Genomic DNA, 17,064 nt, shown 5'->3' with positions numbered 1-17,064 from the left:
CAGCCGATCGGGGTCAGTCACCGATGAACCACAGATAAAGGTGCGTCCCGCGCTCGACGACCTGGCACAACTCGCGAGCCTGGGCGACCCAGGCGCCACCGCAGACGGCGGGAAGTCGATCGAGTTCCGCCAGTAGCAATGGCATCTGCCGATGGTTGAACACCGCGTCCCCATACGGAGTCAAGGCGATGAGCATCGGGAAGTCCGCCGTGTCCAGATCCGCGAAGGCAGCGGTCCACTCAACGCCGGCCTCAGCGCTAGCCACGATCTTCCTGCTGTCACCACGCACCGCCAGATTGATCACCCGCCGAACTTATCGTTGCTCACCCCAACCAGCGAATGAATATGCGACTGTGACTTTTCCCCAGGCCCCGGCCCTACCCGAGGAGCTGGACAGGCTGATGCGCCGAATGCGCCTCCTATATGCGCAAAGCCGCCCCCGACGTGCTGGCCGCCGCACGCGCGCAACGCAGGGATCTCGCCGAGGTCCTGCGGCTGCTGATCGCTGAAAAGGTCACCGGCCGCGATGCCGCCACCCGACGATTTCGGCGGCACTCGGCGAACTTCCCAACTGGCAAGACCCTGGCGTCCTGACGAGCCGAGGACTCCACCCTTCCCGAGCCCACCCAGAACTCGCTGGTCACGCTGGAGTGGATCGGCCGGGCGGAGAACTTGGTGATCGCCGGTCCGTCGGGAACTGGAAAGTCGCACTGCACGGAGGATCTGGCACAGGCCGCCATCGAGAACGATCTGCGGGTGGCTGGTTCACCCTGGAGACCCCGAGCGGGGCCATCAGCAAGTCGAAGGTCGACGGGGCCACCGCCCGAGCTGTTGCGCGGGTCTGCCGGGCGGACCTCAGCGTCGTCGACGACATCGGCCTGCTACCCGTCGGCGAGGACGCCGCCGAGGTGTTCTACCGGACCATCGACGCTGCCTACGAACGCCGCTCGATCGCGGTGACAGCAACATCCACCCCTCAGGCTTCGACACAATCATGCCCAAGACCCTTGCCGCAGCAAGCACCGACCGCCTGATGCACCTCGTCACCACGACTGGCGACTCTCACCGACTCGCCGAGGCTCACGCCGGCAAGGGCGTGATCCCCCTGCACTGACCCACACTCTCGGGAACACCATTGCCACAGCCATGGAATTCTGATTGCCACCAGCCCGGACACCCAACGACCACCCACCTGGGCATCTCAATGACCGTTGACACGGCGGAGAGCGCTTTGAACCCAGGCCCGGGCCTTCCTGACGTGACCCAGCCGGGGCTCGCCCTCCGCCGCGGCGCGGGCCTTGGCCGTCCAGCTCGCCAGGCGTGTGACGAGCTGACGCCACCGCTCGTCCCGCTTCTCCAGCTCCCTGGCGGCGTTGTCGTTCACTACGGCGCAGGCATCGGCCAGGGTCAGGTCAATGTCGTGGACGCGTTGGGCGAGCTCACTCGGGTCGCCGTCGGTTCCTCAGACTGGAGTGGGATCCTCTTCCGGTCGTGGTGGTCTGCCCTCAACTGGCAGTTCCAGGCGAACCTCGAAACCTCCGTCGCGCGTGGGGCCGGATGTGACAGTGCCGCCGAGGAGCGCAGCGCGCTGACGCAAGCCAATGAGTCCGTACTTCGCACTGGGCAGGCGGAGAGCGGGCCGGGTGGGCGCTGTGTTCGTGACGGTGACATGGACAGCGCCGCCGCCATGCGAAACCTGAACCGTTGCAGTGGCTCCCGAGGCATGCTTGTGCACGTTGGTCAGGGCTTCCTGGACTGTGCGATAGATGGCGCGCTGGACGGTGAGGGGGAGGCGGTCCGGTAGGTGTATCTGCAGCTCAGCATCAATGCCACTGCCATCGACCAAGTGCGGGAGGTCGGCAAGTGAGGGCTGAGGGGTCAGCTCTGTCGGGCGGCCCCCGGAAGCACGCAGGACGCCGACCATGTGCCTCAGTTCGTCCAAGGTCTGCACGCTCAGTTGCCGGATTGTAGCTGCGGCTCCCTTAGCTTCAGCGTCCCGGGCGCCGACCTGGAGCGCTCCGGCCCGCACCGCGATCAAGCTGACCTGATGAGACACCACGTCATGCATCTCCCGCGCTAGCTGCGCTCGCTCCTTGGCCAACACGGTCTGGTTTGTGAGGAACCGCTCGTGGTCATGTGCCTCGGAAATCTCCGCCAGCCGCAGCGACAGATCACGCCGGGCCTGAACGAGCTGGCCCAGGAAGACTGCAGCTGCCGCAGTGGCAGCGGTATAGCCCAGAGTGATCCACGTCGATGAGTCGGAAAGGTCCAAACCCGGCGAGGGCCAGTAGATCGCATTACTGATCAGGAACAAGGTGACACACAGGGCCAGCAAGAGGCGGCGGCGGCTGAATGTGGCGAGTGTGTACAGCGCCACCAGCGCGGCGAAGACCGCGTCGGTAAACAGGACTGCGGGCAGGGTCAGGAAATACGTCAGCATCGGGAGGCGACGGCGCAGGGCAAGAGAGACGGCTGCGGTCAAGGCGAGAGCGAGTCGCAGAGGCTCGCCTGTACCGACATTGGCCCAGACATCCAGCAGCGCGACTGCGACAAGGGCAGCGTCCACTAGCGGGCCAGGGACTAATCGACGGGCGTTCATTATCCCTCCTGATCCCGCAGCTACTTGACGACACTGGCCCGTTGGGCGAGCGGAGGCGCCTGAACCCCGCCGCTAACCTCCAGATTGCGCGCATCGCTCTCACATGATCCTTGATCGTCCCGCCACTGAGGCGTAGACGTGCCGCGCCGCTTCCGAAATGGCGACCAATCTTGAGGCAGTGGAAGCCGGCCCCGGCCAACTCCTCTGAGGAAGAACCTCGGAAGGACTACCAACGCGCAACGGACCGGAGACCCGATCGGTTCAACCGGGATCCGTCCGTGCCGGTGAGCAGCAGCGCACCTAGCACTATCTCGGCGCGGAGATCGCCGAGCGTGCTCACGACGAACTGAAGCGGCAGTGAGCTTGGGGCGATGTAGCGAGGGACGTGCCCGAGGCCCGGTCACATAGCTCTGTCGCTGGACCTGGATGTAGGCGGCGACGACGCGCAACGCGGGTGACCACGACAGGGAAGTCGAGTTGGACGACATCGGCGCCGGCACGGAAGACTGCAGCACCAGGGGCCTCCTGTTGCTCGGTTGGATTGATTGCCTCGCTCACCGGTTCGGGAACGCCGGGGACAGGCCGCACAGGCGACCGAGGTATCCGTCCGACATGAGTGACGCGGAGTGGGCCGTCGTACGTGACGCGATGCCGGTGCCCGTCTGGCTGGAGGGCCGCGGCGGGCAGCCGGAGAGCATTGCCACCGGCAGATGGTCGACGCGGTGCGCTATCTGGTCGCGGGCGGCATCACCTGGCGGGCGATGCCGGCGGACTTCCCCGCGTGGGACCGCGTCTACGCCTTCTTCCGGCGCTGGCGGGACAACGGCCTGACCGCCGAGTTCCACGACCGGCTGCGCGACCGGGTCCGCCGGGCCGCGGGCCGGGATGCAGAGCCGACCGCGGCCGTCACCGACCGCGGCCGTCATCGACGCGCAGTCGGTGAAGGCAGCCGCATCGGTGCCGGGTGCGACCAGGGGCTTCGACGGCGGGAAGAAGGTCAACGGCCGCAAGCGGCACATCGCAGTGGACACCCTCGGACTTCTGCTGGCCGTGATGGTGACCGCGGCCTCGGTCACCGACCGGGACGCGGGGCAGACACTCCTGGCCCGGCTGCGTCTGTTCGGACCACCGCGGCTCAGATAAACAGTGCGCTCTCGACGTCGATGGTGATCAGTTCCAGGTCCCGGGACACGGTGCCGTCCTCGGCCAGAGGGTGGACGCGTCTGCGGGTCGGCACCAAGATGCCGTCGAACTCCTTGTGCTCCGAGCAGTAGTGCGCGGCCGCGCCGGCATTGATGACCTCGGCGGTGTAGTCGTGCCTGCGCAGCAGCCCGTCCTGATCGAAGTAGAAGATCTGGTCCTGGCAGTGAGTGGCGATGCGGTCGGGGAAGGAAACCTTCAGGCGCCGCAGGATCTGCCCGTCCTCCGTGACGGACGGCAGTTCCTCGGTCTGGAAATCCGGGGCGGCGAAGGTGAACGGAGACGTGAGGTAGGTCCACATCGCGTAGCCAGCGAAGTACGCGACGTGCAAATCGTCCCACGGGGTTTCGAGGGAGTGTCCTGCGAACGCCGCGCGTGGGTCGAGCCGCTCAGCTTTCACCTCGCCTGCAGCGTTTTCGACAGCCACCCGCTCGGCGGTGAGAGAGGTGTGCAGGTCGGGTGACTTGAAGGGGTAGTGGCTGGCGTGCTCTCCGTGGATGTCAAGCCGTACACCGGCGTGATCGAATACGCCTTCCTGCCCCTTCAGCCCCCACAGTGCACCGCCGGAACGGAAGTGCACAGTGACCGTGCTGAACTGGTTGTAACGCTCCAAGCCACCCTGAGCCTCTATGACGGTGCTGGTGAGATCGCCCATGAAGAACTCCTCTCAAAACCAGGCTAACCCCCTACATCAGACAAAGAGGCCGGGGGCTCGCGAGGCGCATGGTCAACCTGCCCGGGCTGACCGTGCACCGCCCTTCTGGCCCGTACGAGCCGGCTGCATGGCTCGTGCAGGCCGAGGGGAGACCAATGACGAGCAGCGGCACCTCGCCGCCTACCGGCGGCGTCGGGATCGCCACGGGCGTGCGTCATGCCCTCAGCGGTACCGACGGCCGCCCTCGCTGAAGCAGGACGTCGGCTCCGAAGCGGATGGGAGATCCAGCCGCAGCAGCTAGCAGACCAAGCGCGCTGCACCGATGCCGAAGCCGTACGGTGGGCCAGGCATGTGGTTTCGTCGACCGCACTGCCCGCAGCGCAGTGCCTCCTGTTATGTGACGATCGCGGCAGCGGGCGCCGTACCGGCGGCAGCAGGATGGCCTGATCGCGGGCTCACGGACCCTCCCGGGAACTGGGGCCCGACCACATGGACACCATGCGCGGCCGATACCCCGACCACTGGGCTTCCCGGGTCGTGGACGCCTCGGCGCGGTGCAACCCGAGTTCGTCCGTCAGCACCCGAAGTACTAGCCCGACGGCGCGCCCGGCATGCCCTTGATTCTGGGCGAGGCCGGCGATCCAGTATCCGACGGAGCCACGGCGCAGGTGCGGCTGCGGCAGGATGCCTCCGACGGTGACCTGCCCGATCACCTGGTCGTCGGCGAGCACCACGCCCGGCCAGACCGTGCCGGCCCGGTATCCGGCCAACAGGCTGCCGATCCGCTCCGCCTGGCCCTCCGGGGTAAAGAAGTCGGCCGGCCGGGCCGGTTCCACACGTTCGCCTCCTTCATGCCCATGCGCAGCACACAGGCCGGGCCGGGAACCCAGAACGCGGCTGCTGCGGACCAGGCCGGGAACGGGAACGGGAACGGGAACGGGAACGGGGAAGTTTCCATGACGTCCTTGTCGCCGTGGGCGGTCGCGGGCGGAAGCCTCGATGCCGAGTTCCACGTCGGCCTCGGCGTGCCCGGCACCTGGTCCCACCGTCGACCGGTACGGGGTGACCATCACTCCCGACGGCGCATCGACGCTGTGGGTCGACACCCCCACCACACCCGCGACCACCACATGATCGGAGTTCAACGCGCGCCGACGTCGAGGGAACTCGGCTGCGGAATCGGCGCGGACGAACCGACGGACGTCCCCACGCCGAGGCGACGGGTGCCCGGCACCCGGTGTACGGCGAACCCGCCCCAGGCGGAGGGGCGTCGGCGTTCCTGACCGCAGACCCGGCGCGGATCGTGTTCACACAGTGTTGGGGTTGGAAAGGCGCTGCTGGTCCGCTTCTTCGGAGTCGCGAACGAGGCCGGGGTCCACCTGGACGGCGCGCTCGACTATATGGGCTTCGGCCGTAGGTCAGACCGACGAACAGCTGCGGCATGCGGGCTCGGGCGTACGCCCCCACGGTGTGTTGAAGGCGAGAGAGCTCTGCCGGAGGGCGGCGACGCTGCGGCGGTGTCCTAGGGCGAGGGCGACGATCGCGAACGCCTGCGTCTGGTCGAGGACGACCATGGTCGTTGCCGCGCAGGTCTCGACGCGTCGGCGACGTCCACGAGGGTGCGCCGGCGACGGCTTATACACGCCGAATGCTCTGAGCGGGGAGGCCTCACGGCATGAGCCCCGAAGTGCGTCGTCTCAGAAGGGTGCGGGGCCGCTGCCCCGTACGCCCATCGCCGTTTGGCCGGGCGCCAGCTTGCCCTCCAGAACAAAGCGGCCTTCCTGCCCATTCGGGAGGATCATGACCGCCGTCCGACGTGAGCACTTTGAACATGTCGGCGTCTTCATAGTCGGACAGGTGGCCACCCCAGGATTTTCACGCCCCGGTCGGTAACAGACAAATAGGCCTGCATCGTGGCTTCGACGTCACCGGCTACTACGGTCACAAATCCCCGATAGGTCATCATGCCCCTAGTGTGGACCTCGGGGCTGACAACAAGGGATTCCTGCACAGGCGTGGCGCTCGCCGGGGTTGCCCCGGCCGGACTTAAGGACCGTGGCGCCGGCAGTCAGAGACGCTCCGGGCTCTCCCTGACTCGACAGACGCCATTTCCAGGCCGATCCGGCCCGGACCCGTGGGTTGGGCGGCAGAGCGGCAGGTCTCCGTACGGAATCGACTCTCACACTGCTGGAAGGCCGAGCATGTGAGAGCCGGGACGACCCCGGTGGCGCCCGGCGCCGGCTAGCCGATGAGGACGGTGTGTGGGTTGCGAGACGAACGCGTCCGAGTGAGGCCGAGGAGTCACAGTGCCTCGCCGCGCAGCAGATCCTCCCCCAGGGGTGTCAGTGCATGCAGCACGGAGACACCTGTGCGGGTAGTCGTCACCAGCCCGGCATTGCGCAGCACCGTGGCGTGCTCACTGGCTGAGGAAGGGGAAACGCCGGCGCGTTCGGCGACGGCTGTGGTGGTGGCCGGGACGCGCAGCGCGGATAGCACGGCCGCCCGGGTCCTGCCGAGCAGCGGCCCGAGAACGTCAGCGCTGTGGGCTGGGGGGTCTGTCAGGCGAACCGGATAGACGAGTACGGCTGGATCCTCGGGCCGATACATCAGCGTCGGCGTGTCCGTGGCACACGAGGGCACTAGCAGCAGGCCCCGCCCGCACAGTGGCACGTCGTAGGTACCCCGCCATGGAATGTGCAGTGTCGGTGGACGCCAGCGCCAGTGAGTGCCCAGCGTAGCAAGGAGCGCATCGACGCCGCCGCGCATCAGCGTCTCGGCGCGCAGCGCCCGGTCGGCGGCCACCGCGGCCCGGGTGCGCGGCCAGAGCGGGAGGACCGCGGTGTGGTGGTGCCGCAGGTCTTCTATGAGAGCGCGTCGTGCCTCTGGGGTGCCGGACGCCAGTTCGCCGTGCAGGCGGGCGGTACCGGGCGTGGCTGGGAGCGGGGCGACCTCGGCGGCGAGGCGAGCACCGGAGATGCGGCCGACGAGGTCGAGTGCCGTGGGCAGGTCAGTTGCCTCTGGCTGCAAGAGAAAATCAGGCAGGTAATCCCTGGCGCCGAGCAGCCCGTGGAGCACTCCGGGGCGGGTCGTGCCGTCGGTCTCCGACGATCGGCTTCCGTGCAGTGGGGCGTACCGGCGGCGGGCGGCGAGCACCGTCTCGGTCAGCGGGTCGGGGCCCGGCGCGAGTGTGATCCGCCGCAGGTCGGCAGGGAGGAAGTGCAGACGCATCATAGCGGTCGATTCTCCGCCGGCGCGGAGCTGTTCGGCCAGACCCGAAAGGCAATGCGGCCGGGGTGTGGCCAGAGGACGCTCGCGGGGCGTACCGCAAGAGCGGACATTAGGAACCCACTCACGGAGGACCCATGCGGAGATCCGTCCGGCTGTCGTGCATCGGTGCCGCGACACTGCTGGCGCTGACCTGCTCGGCTACACCCACCATCGCCCGCGAACTGCCCCGCACTTACGTCGTTTCGGCGGAACCCGGCGTCCTGCCGGAGGGCATCGCCATCCACCAGGACGGCACGATGTTTGTCTCGTCTGACGGAACCGGGGCGCTCTTCCGCGGCCACGTACGCTCACCGCAGATGCGGCCGTTCGCGGCCGAGGGCATCCGGGATCGGCCCAGCACGCTGGGGGTCCACACCGACCGGCGCGGCCGGGTGTTCTCCGTCGGCGGCGGAGAGCTCACGGTGCACGACCAGCGCGGCCACGTGCTAGCGGAACGCACCGCTGAGGTCGGGCCTCTGGGTGCGCCCGACCTCAACGACCTGGTGGTCACGCGAGACGCGGTGTACGTCACCGACTGGGCCAACCCCGTCGTTCACCGAGCCGAAATCCGCGGCGGGCGAATCGGGCCGCTGCTGCCTTGGCTGGACATGCGGCCAGCCTTCCCCGGTTTTCCGTCGCAGTATTGGCTACTTAATGGCATCGTCGCCGACCGGAGCGGGGAGACGCTGTTGGTGGCGTCCAACGGCACCGAGGCAGTGTGGCGGGTGGAGACCGCCACACGCGAGATCACTCAACTAGACCTGGGAGAGCAGTCGTTCGGCGCAGACGGCATGGTGCTGCACGGTCGCACGCTGTACGCAGTCCTCAACTACGGTGCCCCGCACGGGGTGTACGTGGCAGAGCTGGACAAGGAGCTGCGCGGCGGGACGGTGTCACACCGCTTCATAGGGGAGGGGTTCGACCTCCCGACCACGCTGGCCCGTCACCAATGCCGGCTGTACGTCGTGAACAGTCAGCTCGACGACCCGCCGGGCTTGCCTCCCTATACCGTCACCGCGGTCGACGACCCGGCGTGCCAGCGGCACTGAAATCCTGGTAACGGCGGGTCCCGCGCTCTGTGTGAGCGGGACCCGCCACCGGAGAGGAGCCGCCGCCGTCCAGGTGGAAGGTGCCCGACAAGCGGCCCGCCCACCTGCGGGGCCGTTTCGCGTTTCGTCAGCAGCACGGGATAGCCAGAGACGCAAGAGCCCGACGTGGAGGCGGCCGGAGCGGCGGACACGCTGGCGTGCTCGAGGTCGTCATCATGGAGGCAGGTGACGACGTGCATGAAGTGGCTGACGGCTCGTCTGCTGTGAGGGAGTTCACGGGCAGGCACACAGCACGGGGCCCCCGCCGGAGAACTTCAGTTCCAGTGGTCGTTGCACACCCCAGATGAAGGGGTGCGACACCTGCGGCAATATCCAGCCCCGAGGGCAGTTCAGCTGGCCCTACGAGGCCCAGTGAGGGTGGGAGCAGTCAACCCGGCGGGCTACTGCGGCTCGCCTCCCAGCGCCGCGCGACACAACGGCTCGGCCTGACGCGAGAGTTGGCTGGCCGCCGATGCCACCGTGCGGTCGGCGAGACTGATGCGGCACTGAAGTTCCTCCCTGGACCCATACGACTCCGGCGCGCTCCTGCATATGAGCCACAACTCCCGTGCAACCTGACGCCTGCTTCGCGCGTATAGCCAGTGGCCGCTTCAAGCGGCGCCGGACCGGCGATCAGGAGGAGAAAGTGCGCAAAGCCGTACTCGGCTCCGGTGGCACTGGCAGCGGTACTTGCGGTAGCACCCTTTGCCGACGCCGACCGGACCGACACCGTCGCCTGTTGCGGCATGCCGCCCGGCCACCCGTAGAGGGCACTCGCCAGCAGTGCAAGAGCTGGACCAGGTTCACCTTCGACCAAGGAGAAGACATGCGCAGTATCCGCCGGATCTTCAGCGTGGGAACGGCCGCACTCGTGCTCGGGGCAGGGCTCGTAGCCGGTTCTTCCGGTGCGGCTCAGGCGGCGCCGTCGGACTGCACGGGCGGTGCAAAAGGTTTCACCGACATCCCGGACAGTCTCAGCGGTCGCGGTGTCGCGGGGGCGGGGGCGGTGGTGCTCGACTTCGGCAATCGGCCGTACGCCGTCGCCTCGTACGCGATGCAGGCCGGCAACGTCGGCGGCAGAGAGATGGGGTGGGGCGTCCTGAGTACCAGCTCCAGCACATGGGGTGCCGGCGCCGTGGGATGGGTCTGGATGGATGTCACGAACGACGGCAAGAAATCGTGGATCCAGTGCGGCCCGTTCACGATGAGCTCAGCCGGCGTCAGGATCACGACCCCGGCCTACCCGACCAGCAGCTCGGCGAGCCGGGCCTTTCGCGTCTGCGCGCAGATAACCACGCCCTCCCCCGTCAGCGGCATCACCTGCACCCCCTGGTGGTAGTCCGCGACTGTGCGGCACGGATTCCGGCCATCAGGAGGAGAAATCGCGTAAAGCCGTACTCGGCTTGTTCGTGGCACTGGCGGCGATGCTCGCGATAGTGCCGCTCGCCAGCGCCGGCCAAACCCAGACCGTCGCCTGCTGCGGCTTGCCGCCCGGCCAGCCGTAAGGGCGCTCGCCGTTGGCTCGATGCTGCATGAGGGCCCGTCAGCTATCTGGCGGGCCCTCCCCCTCCACCAAGCAGTGACAGACGGAGGCTCGCCTCAGCTACATGGCGAACTCCGCGTGCTCGATGTCCATGAAACGGACCTCTTACAAGGAGCCGGTGCGTCGGCCGCCGTCCGGGAAGCACAACTCTCTGAGCGCTTAGAGAGCATCTGATCTAGGTAGTTGGTGTTCTGGGGTGATTTTGTGATTGCCTTCGTTGGCGGTCGTTGGATGAGGTGTGAGTGTTCGTCGCCCGTACCGCAGTGACGTGTCCGACGCCCGCTGGGCCTTGATTGAACCGGTCTTCACCGCTTGGCGGGCGAGACGGACTGGCCCCGGCACAGCGGCTCGGGTACACGGCCTGCGAGAGATCGTCAACGCGATCCTCTACGTCAACCGCACCGGCATTCCGTGGGAATACCTGCCGCACGACTTCCCGCCCTTCAAGACCGTCTACGACTGCTACGCGAAGTGGGAAACCGACGGCACCACCCAGCAGGTCCACGACCTGTTACGTGACAAGACCCGCCGATTCCATGGTCGCCGTGCGGAGCCCACCGCGGCCGTGGTCGACGCGCAGAGCGTGAAGACCTCGGCAAATGTCGCCGAAACCAGTCAGGGCATCGACGCCGGCAAGAAGATCAAAGGGCGCAAGCGGCACCTGATCACGGACACCCTCGGCCTGGTGCTGGCCGTCATCGTCACCGCCGCGAACGTCCACGACACCAACGGCGGCAAGCTCCTGCTCGAGGACTTGGCCGCGGCGCATCCAGGCGTCACCAAGGTCTGGGCCGACGGCGGTTACCAGAACAGCATCCTTAACCACGGCGCCCGGTTGGGCATCGATGTCGAGGTGGTTCAGCGGCCGCGGGCGAGGGGGTTCGAGCCGCTGCCGGAGCGGTGGGTGATCGAGCGGACCTTCGGCTGGCTCATGCAGCACCGCCGCCTGGCGCGGGACTACGAAGCCCTCCCGCAGAGGTCGAGAGCGATGATCCACTGGGCGATGGCTAACGAAATGTCCCGGGACTGACCGGAGAATCCGCACCAACCTGGCGAATCGAAACGGGCATCCCACTCACATCGGCGTGAACACTGATCAGATGCTCTCTAAGGGCCCCCTCTGACAGGCTGTTCATGGAGATGCTGGCTCCTGCTCTGAAGAGGCAGGGGGCTCTTCATGTCGATGTCAGGGAATGATCGAATGCTGCCCGGGCGCCCCTTGACCTTGTCGCACCAGGCGGCAGGGTCAGTCGGCGTTCTCGAACCAGTCGCCGATGTTGCTCCACATGAAGGCGTCCCTCCAGCCCTGGCGGTTCTCGGCCCATCCGCTTAGGGCGTCGATCACCTTGTCCTGGGAGATCGTCCGGGTCTGATAGTGCTCAGCGGGGATCCCGTCCCGGAACTCCAACTGGTAGGTGTTGTCGTCCCTCAACCACACCTGCACATACCAGTCACCCTCCGACTCGTCGTCAACACGCTCGACGATCACAAAGGCATTGCTCCGCCCCAGGCTGGCCACCATCGCGCTCAGCGCCGACGCCTGGGGCTTCCTCACCAGGCGGCCGTATTCGTCTCTCGCTTGCAGCATGGGCCGATCATTCCCGATGGGTCTGACACCGGAGCATCCCTGACGCTCACTGAAATTCCACAGTTGATTCGCGCCGAACCAACTGGGGAGCAAGAGCACCTCTGAGGAAGAATGGACTCTGCGGGCGCGGGCACGGCACCCCGGGCATTTGGGCGGCGGACCACACGCACCCGCCGGCACGACCAGGACAACAGCACCACGGCAGTATCCCTGCTCAGCTCGGTCCGAGTACCACCAACAGAAGCGACGTCCAAGGCTTCCGCAACCCCGACAACCAGCGCTTACGCACCCGCTGCGCGACCACCCGTCGAGCCCGTGAACGCCTCGATGCCCGCAAATTTCGTTGAGCCCGCACCCTGCAATCGTGTTTGCTAGTGGAACCGAACGTCAGTACCGCAGGTGTCCGCTTGGCTGTAGCAGGGAGTTGAACGTGCAGGACTTTTTTGTCGACCCGGTTGCCCACAATCGGGCAGCTTGGGACAAGTGTGTCCAAGAGGGCAACGAGTGGTCGAGGCCGGTGAGTGCTGAGGATGTCGAGCGCGCCCGCATCGGCGACTGGTCGATTGTTCTCATCGGGCGTGAGCCAGTCGACCGCTCCTGGCTACCGACGGACCTGACCGGCAAGGACGTGTTGTGCCTTGCCTCCGGCGGTGGCCAGCAGGGTCCGATCCTCGCGGCCGCAGGGGCGCGGGTCACCGTATTCGACAACTCACCCCGCCAACTCGGCCAGGACCAGATGGTGGCGGCGCGTGACGGACTTGAGCTGCGCACCGTCCTGGGCGACATGCGCGACCTCAGCGCCTTCGGCGACGCAGCATTCGACGTCGTATTCCATCCGGTGTCCAACCTATTCGTACCCGACTTGGCAGCGGTGTGGCGTGAGTGCTTCCGCGTCCTGCGACCGGGCGGAACTCTGCTCGTGGGATTCCTCAACCCTGATGCCTACTTGTTCGACCACGAGGCGCTCGACGAGCGCGGCGAGCTGATCGTCGTGCACAAGCTGCCCTACAGCGATGTCACGCAGTACTCCGCCGAGGAACGCGCTACGAAGTTCGGCGCGGATGCCCCTCTTGAATACAGCCACACCCTCACCGACCAGATCGGCGGGCAACTCGCCGCGGGGTTCGTCCTCACCGGCTTCGCGGAAGCGCCGCACCAATCCAACGCATCCGCTCGATACATGTCGAGCTATTTCGCGACGCTGGCGGTCAAGCCGGGCTGACCCAGCCGTGGGGCCGGCCGAGACCGCCGGTGTCTCCGAATAGTCAGGTGGAGCGCTGCGCCAGCCCGACCCCCCACCAACTTCGCTAAGCCGCTTCGACGAGGACCGGTACAAGAATCGCAACACCTTCGAACGCACGATCACCTGCCTGAAAGGTCCAGGGCGATCGCCACTCGCTATGACGAGCGCGGCTACGTATTCCTCGGGACCGCCACCGCGGCGTCTGTCATGATCTGGCGCCGAACGCTGATTCCTACGCGACCCAACAGTAGACGCTTTGGGCCTGGCGTCGGGCGCTGCTGACGAGAGCGGCCAGGTCACCCAGGATCACGTCAGCAACCCCCGTGTCGATGGCCTCGCCGTCCTCCGCACGCTGCGCTGCCCACGACGTCGCGACTTGGCGCAATCTGGAGCGCTCGGCGTCGGCAAGTGCGACAGACAGGCGAGGCGAGATCGCCAAGACGACGCACCCGCCTTCATCCTGGCCGGCGACAATACGAGGCTCAACGGACGGTCTCCATCCTCGCCGTCGCCAAACAGCTCGCGCTCAGGTCCGCTCAACGGCAGTGAGCTTCACCAGCCGCTGGTACCGCCGGCCCGGCATAACAAATCGTCGGATCAGGTCCATGAGCTCGGGGTCGGTATTGGCGTAGCGCATGGCTGCATCGTTGCCCGGCGAGGGCCCAGCTGCCAGCGGTCTACTCAGAGCCCCGAGTAGCGGTCGCTGATTCAGACAAGCCTGTGTCCGCTGCCCCAACGCTTCGCGTCGACCCGCAGCAGCGCCGACAGCCCACGCCAACGGCTGGTTCGGCGAAGTGCAATGACTGCGGATCAGCCTCGAAGCCGCCCGCAGCAAGGTCGCTTCACTCGACCGGCTCACCCGAACCCGCAACCGCACGTCCGTCACATTGGGCATGCCAATCATCCCCGGACAAGCAACGTGAAGCCTCCGCCATCACAGCCGTCGGCACTGCGGTTCGCCGTTCGGAAAAGAACAGGCGGCCGTCCGGGATCGGCCGACCGCCTTTCAGAGCGCGCTCATCGGGTGGACGAGGGCTCCAGCCTGTCGTCGTGGCAGTTGCGCGGCGCGGTCACCGGGTTGCATTGAACCGGCTCGTTGCCGGGCAGCTCGGCGACGAAGTCGCTGTTGTATCGGGCGGCCATGCCGATGCTCGGGAAGTCCGTCGTGACCATCTGCGCGCCGCTGGCCAGCGCGGTCTGGACACGGCTGAACTCGTTGTTGACGACCGTCTTCAGCGGCTCGTCCGAGCGGGTGCGGACGATGTAGCCCCGCTTGACCAGGTCGCGGATGGTCGCCTCGTTGGCGCCGCGCGGGTCGTTCACCATCGTGATCGCCGCATCCGCGTCGCCCGGGTTGCCGCGGGTGAAGACCGCGCGGCCCTGCAGGCTGGGGTGCCCGTCGAGGTACATGTCACGGATGGCGCCGGGGCCGCCGTTGTCCAAGAAGAACATCACCTTGCCGCGCGCCGAGTCCAGGGTGGGCCAGCCGTTCTTCAGGATCGACTGCTCCAGCGTCAGGCCAGGACGGCGCAGGTCGTCGGCGGTGATCAGCTGCGACTCGGAGAAGACCGAACGGATCTCCTTGTCGAGGTCGTCGAGCAGCTTGCCGTTCCACGCCGGGCTGACTGCGCCGCCGAGCTGCTCCCAGCGGTCGTCGGTCTGCTTGAGCTCCAGCTGCAGGATGATCGGCACGTGCTGCGGGTTGGCCTTCGACCAGGTCTTCACCTGCTGCATGCACACCATGAGGGTGCGACAGGTCGAGTTGTAGTCCTGGTCGGCAACATGGATGACCTTCATGCCGGGTGCGGCCATGGCCGGGTCGTCGATCGGGCCGAGACCGGCCCGCTTGCGGGCCAGCGGGTGCTGGTACAGGCCGCCGTCGGGGTCGGGCAGCAGGTCGAACTCGAGCGCGCGCACGTTCTGCCGGCCCAGCAGATCGGAGACGGACGCGTGCGAGTAGAAACCCCACGACGGGTAACCAGGGTCGATCTTGATCGACTCGGCCAGCTCGACGCCCTGCATCTCCCGGTGAAAGGCGTTGTGGGCGCCCATGAACTGGATCTCATTCATCCGAACCTTGCCGGAGCGCGCGGTGGCGCTCGCGGCGGCCGGGTTCGGCTCCTGCGCCGAGACGGCACTCGGCACGACGGCGCTCGTGAAGACCATCGTCAACGCGGCGGCAAGTATGACGCCCAGGCGGGCACGGGTGATCATCAGTCCTCCATAAGTGACAACCTCTGCAACCTAGTGCCGCATCAAGCAACGCTCGCCCTGTCTTGGGGCGGCAGGTAGCTGTTGGGTGCGCTCCGCGTAGTCTCGCGGAGTGCACTCTCATCTGAGCTTCGAGAACCCTCCCGCGCTGCCTCACGAGGTAGTGGTCGAGACGATGGAGCGGGCCCTGCGTGACCGCTCAGCAGAGGGCGAAGCAGCGGGAGTCCTGGTCGGGACCGCATTGAACGACGACGACGCGGGATTCATCGAGCACTGGTGCGTACAGGTTGGGACGCGGGCTGTGTCGGGTAGTCCGCTGCTAGGACTGGCCGGCCTGTGTCTGGGACACGCCGCTCGACGCTTCGGTCGTCTCGGTGATGAAGCCCTGGCGCTGGCGGAGTCGCTGTCGGCGAGGGCCCAGGCGGATCCGACGGACGTGGACGGTCGGGCCCTCGACGGCTATGACGATGTCCGGAGTTTCCTGCACCTGTGGTGACGCCGCCCGCCGTAGCAGGTCAGGCGACGTTTGCCCTGCTCACGAGGGCTTTGAGGCGCTTGTCGGCGGCGTTCTTGTTCCGCCAGATGATGTAGCGGCGGATCATGCTGCCCTGGGCCTTGTGGGTGGGGTGGTCGGTGCCGTCGAGGGCAAAGTAGCGCAGGGCGGTGAACTGGGCCTCGATCCGGTTGAGCCAGGAGCTGTTGGTCGGGGTGTAGGCGATCTCCACGTTGTTCGCCGCCGCCCAGGTCCCGACCCGCTGGCAGCGTTTGGTGGTCAGGTGCGGGGAGTAGTTGTCACAGATGATCGCGATGCGTGTGCCGGCTGGGTGGAGGGAGCGCAGGTAGCGGCAGAACTCCAGGAACTTGGAGCGGGTCTTGGTCTTCTTGATGTGGCCGTAGAGCTGGTCTTTGCCCAGGTCGTAGGCGGCGAACAGGTGCCGCACGCCGTGCGGTCGGGTGTAGGTCGCACGGCGACGCGGCCGCGGTTCACGGTCGGGGTCTTTGTACTTGCCACCGCGTGCGGCCCACTGCCTGCCGGGGTGGGGCTGGAGGTTGAGCGGCCCGAACTCGTCCATGCAGAACACGACCTCGGGCTCGCCCGCCTCAGCTATGACCTCGCCGTCGGCGATGGCGTAGAGGTGCTCGACGCGGGCCTTCTTGGCCGCGTAGTCGGGATCCTTCGAGGTCTTCCAGGTCTTCAGGCGTTGAAGGGTGACGCCTTCCTCGCGGAGCAGGATGCGCAGGCCCTCGTGGCTGATGTCGTCGACCACCCCCTCAGCGACCAGGAAGTCGGCCAGCTTGACCAGGCTCCAGGTCGAGAACGGCAGGCCGTGCTCGACCGGCCTGGACTTGGCGATCTTCTTGATCTCGCGCCGCTCGGGAAGCGTGAACGTCCTGGGCCGACCGCCTTTGTACTTCGGGTAGAGCGAGGAGAAGCCGTCGGCGTTGAAGTTGTGGATGACATCCCGGACCCGGTCGGGGCTGGTGAACGTCACCTCGGCGATCTTGGCCACGTCCATGCCCTGGGCCGATAAGAGCACTATCTGGGCCCGCCGCCAGGTCACCACCGATCCGGTTCCCCGGCGGACGATCCGCAGCAGCCGTTTGCCCTCGTCGTCATCGATCTCACGCACCCGCACACGCTCGGCCACTCGCAGAGCATGACGCACAAC

At 66.9% G+C, this 17,064-nt stretch carries 16 protein-coding genes and 3 pseudogenes; 10 read left to right on the top strand and 9 right to left on the bottom strand.

Annotated features, from left to right (window positions below; translation table 11 throughout):
• Positions 1-13: 13 nt before the first annotated feature.
• Entirely contained in the window at positions 14-304 is a 291-nt protein-coding gene (locus RPQ07_RS36640) for a hypothetical protein (protein WP_313948585.1), read from the bottom strand.
• A 119-nt stretch (positions 305-423) separates the two neighbouring features.
• Here RPQ07_RS36640 and RPQ07_RS36635 point away from each other — a divergent pair, with 119 nt between their 5' ends.
• Together RPQ07_RS36635 and RPQ07_RS36630 are read left to right on the top strand one after the other, a co-directional pair.
• Positions 424-594 (top strand): hypothetical protein, encoded by a 171-nt coding sequence (locus RPQ07_RS36635; protein WP_313948584.1) that lies wholly within the window; start codon positions 424-426, stop codon positions 592-594.
• A gap of 116 nt (positions 595-710) precedes the next feature.
• The gene (locus RPQ07_RS36630) at positions 711-1,034 is read left to right on the top strand and encodes an ATP-binding protein (protein WP_313949137.1); all 324 of its coding nucleotides are present in this window, start codon (positions 711-713) and stop codon (positions 1,032-1,034) included.
• A 428-nt stretch (positions 1,035-1,462) separates the two neighbouring features.
• Here RPQ07_RS36630 and RPQ07_RS36625 read toward each other — a convergent pair whose 3' ends face one another.
• Entirely contained in the window at positions 1,463-2,599 is a 1,137-nt protein-coding gene (locus RPQ07_RS36625) for a sensor histidine kinase (RefSeq protein WP_313948583.1), read from the bottom strand.
• 710 nt (positions 2,600-3,309) lie between these two features.
• Here RPQ07_RS36625 and RPQ07_RS36620 point away from each other — a divergent pair.
• Positions 3,310-3,384: pseudogene (locus RPQ07_RS36620) on the top strand (hypothetical protein); the annotation flags it as partial.
• Between the two features lie 100 nt (positions 3,385-3,484).
• Complete coding sequence (locus tag RPQ07_RS36615) at positions 3,485-3,742, top strand: transposase (protein ID WP_313948582.1); 258 nt, start codon at positions 3,485-3,487, stop codon at positions 3,740-3,742.
• On the opposite strand, the gene RPQ07_RS36610 is transcribed toward RPQ07_RS36615, so the two are convergent.
• Both RPQ07_RS36610 and RPQ07_RS36605 read right to left on the bottom strand, forming a co-directional pair.
• The gene (locus RPQ07_RS36610) at positions 3,735-4,454 is read right to left on the bottom strand and encodes a hypothetical protein (protein ID WP_313948581.1); all 720 of its coding nucleotides are present in this window, start codon (positions 4,452-4,454) and stop codon (positions 3,735-3,737) included. The genes RPQ07_RS36615 and RPQ07_RS36610 overlap by 8 nt on opposite strands.
• A 527-nt stretch (positions 4,455-4,981) precedes the next feature.
• Positions 4,982-5,287 (bottom strand): annotated as a pseudogene (locus RPQ07_RS36605) (GNAT family N-acetyltransferase); the annotation flags it as partial.
• 166 nt (positions 5,288-5,453) lie between these two features.
• On the opposite strand from RPQ07_RS36605, the gene RPQ07_RS36600 reads away from it, so the two are divergent.
• A complete protein-coding gene (locus RPQ07_RS36600; protein WP_313948580.1) occupies positions 5,454-5,588 on the top strand; it encodes a hypothetical protein in 135 nt (44 codons plus the stop codon).
• A gap of 284 nt (positions 5,589-5,872) precedes the next feature.
• On the opposite strand, the gene RPQ07_RS36595 is transcribed toward RPQ07_RS36600, so the two are convergent.
• Complete coding sequence (locus RPQ07_RS36595; protein ID WP_313948579.1) at positions 5,873-6,028, bottom strand: hypothetical protein; 156 nt, start codon at positions 6,026-6,028, stop codon at positions 5,873-5,875.
• A gap of 727 nt (positions 6,029-6,755) precedes the next feature.
• Positions 6,756-7,682 carry a winged helix-turn-helix domain-containing protein gene (locus RPQ07_RS36590; protein ID WP_313948578.1) on the bottom strand — a complete coding sequence of 309 codons (927 nt, stop codon included), beginning with the start codon at positions 7,680-7,682 and terminating at the stop codon, positions 6,756-6,758.
• Positions 7,683-7,816: 134 nt separating this feature from the next.
• On the opposite strand from RPQ07_RS36590, the gene RPQ07_RS36585 reads away from it, so the two are divergent.
• The 3 genes and pseudogenes from RPQ07_RS36585 to RPQ07_RS36575 all read left to right on the top strand — a co-directional run bounded on the left by RPQ07_RS36585 (position 7,817) and on the right by RPQ07_RS36575 (position 11,441).
• Positions 7,817-8,770 carry a hypothetical protein gene (locus tag RPQ07_RS36585; RefSeq protein WP_313948577.1) on the top strand — a complete coding sequence of 318 codons (954 nt, stop codon included), beginning with the start codon at positions 7,817-7,819 and terminating at the stop codon, positions 8,768-8,770.
• 865 nt (positions 8,771-9,635) lie between these two features.
• Positions 9,636-10,148, top strand: coding sequence for a hypothetical protein (locus tag RPQ07_RS36580; protein ID WP_313948576.1), 513 nt, complete (start codon positions 9,636-9,638; stop codon positions 10,146-10,148).
• Positions 10,149-10,590: 442 nt separating this feature from the next.
• Positions 10,591-11,441 (top strand): annotated as a pseudogene (locus tag RPQ07_RS36575) (IS5 family transposase).
• Between the two features lie 157 nt (positions 11,442-11,598).
• On the opposite strand, the gene RPQ07_RS36570 reads toward RPQ07_RS36575, so the two are convergent.
• Positions 11,599-11,940, bottom strand: a complete 342-nt coding sequence (locus RPQ07_RS36570; protein ID WP_313948575.1) for a hypothetical protein — start codon at positions 11,938-11,940, stop codon at positions 11,599-11,601.
• A gap of 430 nt (positions 11,941-12,370) precedes the next feature.
• On the opposite strand from RPQ07_RS36570, the gene RPQ07_RS36565 reads away from it, so the two are divergent.
• A complete protein-coding gene (locus tag RPQ07_RS36565) occupies positions 12,371-13,162 on the top strand; it encodes a class I SAM-dependent methyltransferase (RefSeq protein ID WP_313948574.1) in 792 nt (263 codons plus the stop codon).
• 1,038 nt (positions 13,163-14,200) lie between these two features.
• Here the strand turns inward: RPQ07_RS36565 and RPQ07_RS36560 are convergent.
• The gene (locus RPQ07_RS36560) at positions 14,201-15,397 is read right to left on the bottom strand and encodes a phosphatidylinositol-specific phospholipase C1-like protein (protein WP_313948573.1); all 1,197 of its coding nucleotides are present in this window, start codon (positions 15,395-15,397) and stop codon (positions 14,201-14,203) included.
• 109 nt (positions 15,398-15,506) lie between these two features.
• Between RPQ07_RS36560 and RPQ07_RS36555 the strand changes: the two genes are divergently transcribed.
• Complete coding sequence (locus tag RPQ07_RS36555) at positions 15,507-15,890, top strand: hypothetical protein (RefSeq protein ID WP_313942391.1); 384 nt, start codon at positions 15,507-15,509, stop codon at positions 15,888-15,890.
• A 19-nt stretch (positions 15,891-15,909) separates the two neighbouring features.
• Here RPQ07_RS36555 and RPQ07_RS36550 read toward each other — a convergent pair whose 3' ends face one another.
• Positions 15,910-17,043, bottom strand: a complete 1,134-nt coding sequence (locus RPQ07_RS36550; RefSeq protein ID WP_313942390.1) for an IS630 family transposase — start codon at positions 17,041-17,043, stop codon at positions 15,910-15,912.
• Between the last annotated feature and the right edge of the window lie 21 nt (positions 17,044-17,064).

It is taken from the genome of Streptomyces sp. AM8-1-1, from assembly GCF_032229325.1.
Taxonomy (GTDB): Bacteria; Actinomycetota; Actinomycetes; order Streptomycetales; family Streptomycetaceae; genus Streptomyces; species Streptomyces achmelvichensis.
Note: the sequence above shows the minus strand (reverse complement) of the source record. Positions and strands in the feature narration are given on the sequence as shown.

Bases quoted from the DNA above. Each gene is read 5' to 3' on its own strand.
- RPQ07_RS36595 (WP_313948579.1), bottom strand. From the start codon at position 6,028: ATGGTCGTCCTCGACCAGACGCAGGCGTTCGCGATCGTCGCCCTCGCC.
- RPQ07_RS36635 (WP_313948584.1), top strand. From the start codon at position 424: ATGCGCAAAGCCGCCCCCGACGTGCTGGCCGCCGCACGCGCGCAACGC.
- RPQ07_RS36590 (WP_313948578.1), bottom strand. From the start codon at position 7,682: ATGCGTCTGCACTTCCTCCCTGCCGACCTGCGGCGGATCACACTCGCG.
- RPQ07_RS36560 (WP_313948573.1), bottom strand. From the start codon at position 15,397: ATGATCACCCGTGCCCGCCTGGGCGTCATACTTGCCGCCGCGTTGACG.
- RPQ07_RS36610 (WP_313948581.1), bottom strand. From the start codon at position 4,454: ATGGGCGATCTCACCAGCACCGTCATAGAGGCTCAGGGTGGCTTGGAG.
- RPQ07_RS36600 (WP_313948580.1), top strand. From the start codon at position 5,454: ATGCCGAGTTCCACGTCGGCCTCGGCGTGCCCGGCACCTGGTCCCACC.
- RPQ07_RS36615 (WP_313948582.1), top strand. From the start codon at position 3,485: ATGCAGAGCCGACCGCGGCCGTCACCGACCGCGGCCGTCATCGACGCG.
- RPQ07_RS36570 (WP_313948575.1), bottom strand. From the start codon at position 11,940: ATGCTGCAAGCGAGAGACGAATACGGCCGCCTGGTGAGGAAGCCCCAG.
- RPQ07_RS36625 (WP_313948583.1), bottom strand. From the start codon at position 2,599: ATGAACGCCCGTCGATTAGTCCCTGGCCCGCTAGTGGACGCTGCCCTT.
- RPQ07_RS36585 (WP_313948577.1), top strand. From the start codon at position 7,817: ATGCGGAGATCCGTCCGGCTGTCGTGCATCGGTGCCGCGACACTGCTG.
- RPQ07_RS36580 (WP_313948576.1), top strand. From the start codon at position 9,636: ATGCGCAGTATCCGCCGGATCTTCAGCGTGGGAACGGCCGCACTCGTG.